This is a genomic window from Roseateles aquae, assembly GCF_032337115.1.
In the GTDB taxonomy this organism is placed as follows: Bacteria; Pseudomonadota; Gammaproteobacteria; order Burkholderiales; family Burkholderiaceae_C; genus Roseateles_C; species Roseateles_C aquae.
On record NZ_JAVXZY010000006.1, the window covers coordinates 25,170 to 32,500 of the forward strand.

A 7,331-nucleotide genomic window follows, 5' to 3' on the forward strand; every position below is an offset into this window, starting at 1 on the left:
TCAGCCTCCATTTATCGACCGTATCAACTTTGGATCAATTTTTACTTGTGCATTCCACGGCGTTGTCGCGCCCACTCTTCCAGGAACCAGGACTTGGCTTGCGCCACCCATGTACGCGAATGACCCCTGTTCCGTTGCCGCAACCTTCGAGGAGAAGACGGTGGCTGATCGACCCGCTTTGACAGTTATCGCAAAGTACTCGAATCCGCCGTTCAACAAGGCCCTCGCGAAACTTTCAGCGGGCAATCCAAGGTATTGGGCTGCTTGCTCTGGTGTCATCTTCGCTACGGCAAGTGCCTCTTGCGCAGACATCCAGTAGGGCGAAAAGACGCTTGGCTCCAAACCCCTGGGAACAATCTTGATCAGCGTAGTTCCCTCTGCAAGGGTGCTTTCGCTCAGCGGCGTCGAGCCCGTCTGTATCCATTCCTTTGCCCGCTTGAAAGCCAAGTCAGCTGTTGTCCCGTCCTTCTGCAGTTCCCTGATCAAGCTTTGGGCCTGCGGTGACGCCATCACGTCATCCGTAGCCTGAATCCCCTTGGGAATGAAAGCGGAATATGAAGCTCTACTCGCCTGATTCAGGATAGCAAGGCGGCGTGTTTCAGCGGTGGCTGCCAACGCTGCGGTCGAACCAGTGGCGACACCTGGGAGGGCATACCAAAGCTCTGCCGCATCGACAGAAATCCCTGTTGCCTCAGCAATCAGGAATGCCCCGAGCGTGTGCTGCGGCTGACCGCTTGCAACCGCTCGTGTGCCCGCCAAAACCTGGTCAGCACTCCACATGGTTAGCATCATCCCGCCACCCGCGAGAACGCAACCCGCGGAGGCAGTTGGAGCACAACTCACTGCGCCAGTGGCGGTCAACGCCGAACCGGCTGCGATACCCGCCGCGCCGCCGACAACTTGAAGCCCTCCACCCAAACGGCTCAGAACGCCATACTGGTTGTTTATGCGTTTGGCGCCGTCCACTGCTCGATCTGCAAACGAGTATGTGAACAGGGCACCTGATGTGTCAGATTGCTGCTGAAGCAGCTTGACTTCATCGCTGAAGGTCGCACCGATGCGAGCCTGCGCCAGCAGGGTTTCGTATGCCTCCGAGCCCGCCGGGAACTCGCCATAGCAGGACGTCAGGTAGCAAGCCGCCGCGCCGAGCCGTTGCTCCTTATAGAGGTTGCCTCCGGCCAGCTGTTTTATTCGTTCTTTCTCATTCGGATGCAGCATCCGATTGTTTGCATCCGCATTGAACGCCGCCGCTGCCCCGGCTGAACCACCCACGGCCGCCCCGGCCATTACCGCTGCACCGTTCTTCAGCAGATTGATCGCCGTCGGGTCGGTGATGCCCATGGTGGCGATCAACTCGTTGGCGGCCTTCTGCATGGCTGCATTGGCGCCTGTGGCCAGAACACCTGGCGTGCCCCAGCCAATCCCGCCGACGATGGCGTGCAGCGCCACGCGGTAGCGCCCGCCTTCCTTCCAGTTGTCCGCTTCGGCGCAGACCGCCTTGCCGGCCCTGTCGCAGGCGGCTTGCGCTTCCTTTTGCTGCGTCCCGGCATAGTCCCCTGCCGCCCGGTACGCCTGCTTGCCAAACTCCGCCGTCACCGCGATGCCATCGCGCAGCTGCTGTGTGGCTTTGCTGTTGTCAAAGGTGTGCAGTAGCGGCTGATGCAGGGGATCGGGCGCGCGGGAGAGTTCGGCCAGGTTGGTCTTGATCACCCGCGCGTCGATCTCGGCGATGTGGGCCTGGTTGCGGTCTATGCCCTTTTGCAGCGCCTGCACATGGCGGTTCCAGTCCAGCCAGTCCGGGTTGGGCGTCGGGCCGCCGGTTGGGTCCAGGCCTGTGCCTGTGCCTGTGCCTGTGCCTGTGCCTGTGCCCGTGCCTGTGCCTGTGCCTGTGCCTGTGCCTGTGCCTGTGCCTGTGCCTGTGCCTGTGCCTGTGCCTGTGCCTGTGCCCGTGCCCGTACCCGTACCCGTACCCGTACCCGTGCCTGGCGTGCTGGGCGCCGTGGGTGCCGGCCCACCCTGGCGGCCACGCGGATCGGTCGTGCCGCCAGGCGCCTGGGGTTCGGTGTTGGGGTTCTGGCAGCCCACACAGCGCGGGGGCTCGTGCGCCAGCAGATACGTCAGTTGCTGCTGCTGCTCGGCCATCTGCGTGACATAGGGCTGGCGCAGGGCCTCGCGCAGCGCGGCAATACGGCTGGCCTGCTGATCGGGCCGCGTCAGCGTCAGCGTGCCGGCGGCGATGCTGCTTGCCGTGTTGTCGCGCTTGTCGGTATCGATGCGCGCATAGCCGGCTGACGACGTGCCCAGCGAGATCAGCGACTTGCCGTCCTCGTCCTTGTTGCCAATGGCCAGGCTGATGCTCCAGGCCTTGCCATCCACCACGTCCTTGTTCAGCAGCGTCTCAAAACCCAGCGTCTGCGTGCTCATGCGGTTCAGCGAGGCGTCGGCCTTGCTGGCAATCGCGCCACCGCGCAGATAGGTGTTGCCGTTGACATTGATGTCGTAGCCGCCGGTGCCGGCCACGATGGCGCTTTGCTCGCGCACCGCCTCGTAGTCGGCCAGCAAAGCCAGCTGGCTGCGGCTCAGGCCCAGACTGGGCGGCGCCGAGCCGCCACCAAACACCGGCACGCTGGCATTGATGCCCGTGCTCTGCTCGCGGGCGACAAAGTGGTCAATGTCCTGCGGGCTGGTGATCGCCAGATTGCCGCTGCCCAGGCTGCCCACCTGCGCCTTGACCGAAAGGCCCGTGGCCTTGGCGCCGTTGAGGGTCAGGTCTTGCCCGGCATCCAGGTTCAGCTTCTGGCCGGCGGCCAGCTGGGTCTGCCAGTAGGTGGTGCCCCAGCCGTTGGTGTAACCGCTGGAGCGGCTGGCCGCCACCGTCAGGTTGGCGCCAACGCCGCCTCCGGCCCCGGTTGAAGCGCCAAAGCTCAGCCCCACCGCGCTGTTGCTGCTCTGGGTTTGCGTGCTGGTGACACTGCTACCAATCGCTGTTGCCAATCGCTGCAGCCTCACGGCGAGCCACAAGTCCCCCGGTCGAATAGCCCGGGCTACACGGCTGCCGGTTGGAACGCGATGACGACTCACTATTCCGCGCGAAGCGATAGTGCCTGACTATCCTTTTCATGACCACAAATCGTGACGACAACTTCATGACTAGACAATGAACTTCAATACCTTCAAATCATGCCGCAACATACTCGCATCTTCTTCAGGAAGCTCAGCAAGTAGCAAATCCAAATTGCAATCCGAAAGAATTCCCTCAATCTCCCCCTTAATTTGAACAGCAGCAGGATACCAATTTCCGACCAGCACAAAACCAACAACGTACTGCATTAGCTTTTCAATTGGCCTCTCAAAAGCATCCTCAAAATTATACATAACCCAACCAACCACCTCTTCATGGCTGCGCCCGCGAACAAGTCCGACACCAATGCAACCATCATAGTACGCGTCCATAATTTGCTGCTTAATATCAGAATAGCATGAAATTTTCAAACTCAAGATTAATTACCTCCAACCTTCGGAACAATCCGAACTCCACCATTATCAATCACAACAAGGCTAACACCCGGATACCTCTGCTTGAACAATTCAATTACATTCGAACAACTCCCACACGGTGGCAATTCAGTAAAAATCGTCACCGAGCCTACGGCATTAAAGTTATCACCAAGCTTTGCCGCAACCGCGTTCAGTATCTTTGCCTCCGAATCTCCAGCGCGGTCAACCAATATGCCAGCTTTTGTTGGAAGACTATTTGACGGAAAAACCTGAACACCCAAACCAACGACACCCTGGGCAACTTCAACAGGATTGGGGTTGTCAATTCGACTGGAGGCTGCCATGATGTTTGGGACTCCCTGAATTTCAATACGCGCAACACCCATATTTCCACTAGTCTTTGCACCACTTCGTACAGTTGCTCGAAGAACTGAGACCATATCAGCAAGGGCCTCTTTTGCACCCAACTGCGCCTTTGCAGCATTGCCTATCTCTGCTGCCAGGCTGTTTGGCCCGCATGCACTGCCCGCCGCTGCGCAGGCAACCGCTTCTGCAGCAATTGTGCAGGATGCTGGCTTTAGCAAGCAGTATGTTACTGGGCCAATTTTCGCAAATTCCGCCACCTCAGCAGCCAATCCGGCTGCAGCTGGCGAAAGTACAACTGCCCCCGCCGCTACGGCGGCATTGAGTGTATATCGCCGTACCAAATCTAGCGCCATGCCGCCTTTTGTTGCGGCGACAGAGATTTGTTCAATGGTTGGCTGAGTAATATTATTTCGACGATAGAACGCGACCGCCGCGGGATCATTATTTATTTGATTCAAATATATAGCAGCATTTATTTTCTGCTCCGGGGTTGCAAAAAACCAGTAACCATTACTCATCCCAGCGACATTCGGGTCGCCCGGCAAGAGCTTCCCAGGAGTAGAAGCAAGACTCAGAAATACCTGCGCTTCACGATCCCATTCTCCGCCAGCCCCAAACTGCACCTGCCGAAACGCTTGATCAGCGAGCCTTTTCTCGGCTGCATCCTCAGATATATGTTGCCGAATCGCGAATGCTTTACGATTTCTCTTAATCCATTCAATTTCATCCGGATGCAATTGCCTGTTATTCGCATCCGCATTGAACGCCGCCGCTGCCCCGGCTGAATCACCCACGGCCGCCCCGGCCATCACCGCCGCGCCGTTCTTCAGCAGATTGATCGCCGTCGGGTCGGTGATGCCCATGGTGGCGATCAACTCGTTGGCGGCCTTCTGCATGGCCGCATTGGCGCCAGCGGCCAGAACACCTGGCGTGCCCCAGCCAATCCCGCCGACGATGGCGTGCAGCGCCACGCGGTAGCGCCCGCCTTCCTTCCAGTTGTCCGCCTCGGCGCAGACGACCTGGCCCGCCTTGTCGCAGGTGGCCTTGGCATCCTTCTGTCTGTCGTCTGCATAAGTCCCGGCCGCCCGGTACGCCTGCTTGCCAAACTCCGCCGTCACCGCGATGCCATCGCGCAGCTGCTGTGTGGCTTTGCTGTTGTCAAAGGTGTGCAGTAGCGGCTGATGCAGGGGATCGGGCGCGCGGGAGAGTTCGGCCAGGTTGGTCTTGATCACCCGCGCGTCGATCTCGGCGATGTGGGCCTGATTGCGGTCAATGCCTTTTTGCAGCGCCTGCACGCGGCGATTCCAGTCCAGCCAGTCGGGGTTGGGTGCCGGGGTGCCGGTGGGGTCGAGGCCTGTGCCTGTGCCTGTGCCTGTGCCTGTGCCTGTGCCTGTGCCTGTGCCTGTGCCTGTGCCTGTGCCTGTGCCTGTGCCTGTGCCTGTGCCTGTGCCTGTGCCTGCGCCTGCGCCCGTGCCTGGCGTGCTGGGCGCCGTGGGTGCCGGCCCACCCTGGCGCCCACGCGGATCGCTGGCGCTGCCTGGCGCCTGGGGCTCACCGTTGGGGTTCTGGCAGCCCACGCAGCGTGGCGGCTCGTGCGCCAGCAGGTAGGCCAGTTGCTGTTGCTGATCAGCCATCTGCGTGACATAGGGCTGGCGCAGGGCCTCGCGCAGCGCGGCAATACGGCTGGCCTGCTGATCGGGCCGCGTCAGCGTCAGCGTGCCGGCGGCGATGCTGCTTGCCGTGTTGTCGCGCTTGTCGGTATCGATGCGCGCATAGCCGGCTGACGACGTGCCCAGCGAAATCAGCGACTTGCCGTCTTCGTCCTTGTTGCCAATGGCCAGGCTGATGCTCCAGGCCCGGCCATCCACCACGTCCTTGTTCAGCAGCGTCTCAAAACCCAGCGTCTGCGTGCTCATGCGGTTCAGCGAGGCGTCGGCCTTGCTGGCAATCGCGCCACCGCGCAGATAGGTGTTGCCGTTGACATTGATGTCGTAGCCGCCGCTGCCGGCCACGATGGCGCTTTGCTCGCGCACTGCCTCGTAGTCGGCCAGCAAAGCCAGCTGGCTGCGGCTCAGGCCCAGACTGGGCGGCGCCGAGCCGCCACCAAACACCGGCACGCTGGCATTGATGCCCGTGCTCTGCTCGCGGGCGACAAAGTGGTCAATGTCCTGCGGGCTGGTGATCGCCAGATTGCCGCTGCCCAGGCTGCCCACCTGCGCCTTGACCGAAAGGCCCGTGGCCTTGGCGCCGTTGAGGGTCAGGTCTTGCCCGGCATCCAGGTTCAGCTTCTGGCCGGCGGCCAGCTGGGTCTGCCAGTAGGTGGTGCCCCAGCCGTTGGTGTAACCGCTGGAGCGGCTGGCTGCCACCGTCAGGTTGGCGCCCGTACCACCGCCCCCTCCGCTTGCGGCACCAAAGCTCAAGCCCACCGCGCTGTTGCTGCTCTGGGTTTGCGTGCTGGTGGCGCTGCTGCCAATGGCTGCTGCCAGCGTGATGTCGCGCTGGGCGCGCAGCAGCATGTCGTTGCTGGCCGAGACCTTGGTGCCGATCAGGTTGATGTCGCCGCTGTCCGTGGCGCCGCCGGTGGCGACGATGCTCAGGTCGCGGCCGGCATTGAGGGCAGACTCCTGCGGCAGGCTGGTCTTGGTCAGGCTCTCAAAGCTGCTGCTGCTCGAGCCCAGCGAGGCGCCAATCGTCCAGCCGCCTGGCGCCATGCCGTCGCGCGGGTCCAGCGATTTCAGAGTGTCCAAGCTCTTGAAATTGTTGTAGACGCTCAGCCCGCTCGTCAGCAAGGCCAGCGCGCGATAGCGGCCGTTGTCGGTGCGCTTGGCCAGGCGGGCCATCTGGTCTATGGTTTGCAGCGTGCTGACCACCGGGTGGCTGGCGCTGAGCGTGAGCCCGCTTTGCTGCTCGCGAACAATGTTCAGCAGCGACTCGGTGTTGTTATTGCTCAACACCGTGACGTTCTGCGCCGCGATCTGGATATTGCCCAGCGGCGCGGTGATGTCGCTGGAGGCCTGCAGATACTGTTTGCCGGCCGTCACCAGCACATCGCCGGCCAGGCTGGCGATGCTGCTGGAGTGCTGTTTGCCCGATTGGCTTTCCTGAATCGTCGTGCGGTTCTGCGAACCGATCGAGATAGACAGGCCACCGTTGCTCAGGATGCCGGACTTGGTGACCGAGATCGACTCAAAGGCGTAGTGGTTCTCGTTGGTGGACAGCAGAGCCACATCGCCATCGGCATGCAGGCCGACGGCGCCATCGCCGATCAGCTCGCTGCCGGTGATGCTGAGCTTGCCGCCCGCGCCAACGGAAATGCTGCGGCCGGTCAGGGCGCTGCTCTTGACGGTTTCATCGCTGGTGGTTTTGACCGTCTCGATGGTCTTGGTGCGGAAGAAATTGCTGCGTTCCTCGTAGAGCTGAGAGAAGGTCTTGTCGGTGGTGACGTCGTGGGCGATGTCAACATTGCC

General features: G+C 61.3%; 3 protein-coding genes (1 of these 3 only partly in view). All 3 read right to left on the reverse strand.

Annotated features, from left to right (window positions below):
* Entirely contained in the window at nt 1-2,994 is a 2,994-nt protein-coding gene (locus RQP53_RS14920; protein WP_315651249.1) for a hemagglutinin repeat-containing protein, read from the reverse strand.
* A gap of 156 nt (nt 2,995-3,150) precedes the next feature.
* Complete coding sequence (locus RQP53_RS14925) at nt 3,151-3,498, reverse strand: hypothetical protein (protein ID WP_315651250.1); 348 nt, start codon at nt 3,496-3,498, stop codon at nt 3,151-3,153.
* 2 nt (nt 3,499-3,500) lie between these two features.
* Nucleotides 3,501-7,331, reverse strand: the 3' portion of a protein-coding gene (locus RQP53_RS14930; protein ID WP_315651253.1) for a hemagglutinin repeat-containing protein. Its footprint extends 729 nt past the window's final position; 3,831 of the gene's 4,560 nt are visible here — the last part of the coding sequence; the start codon falls outside the window, past its right edge — the gene reads right to left on this strand; the stop codon is at nt 3,501-3,503.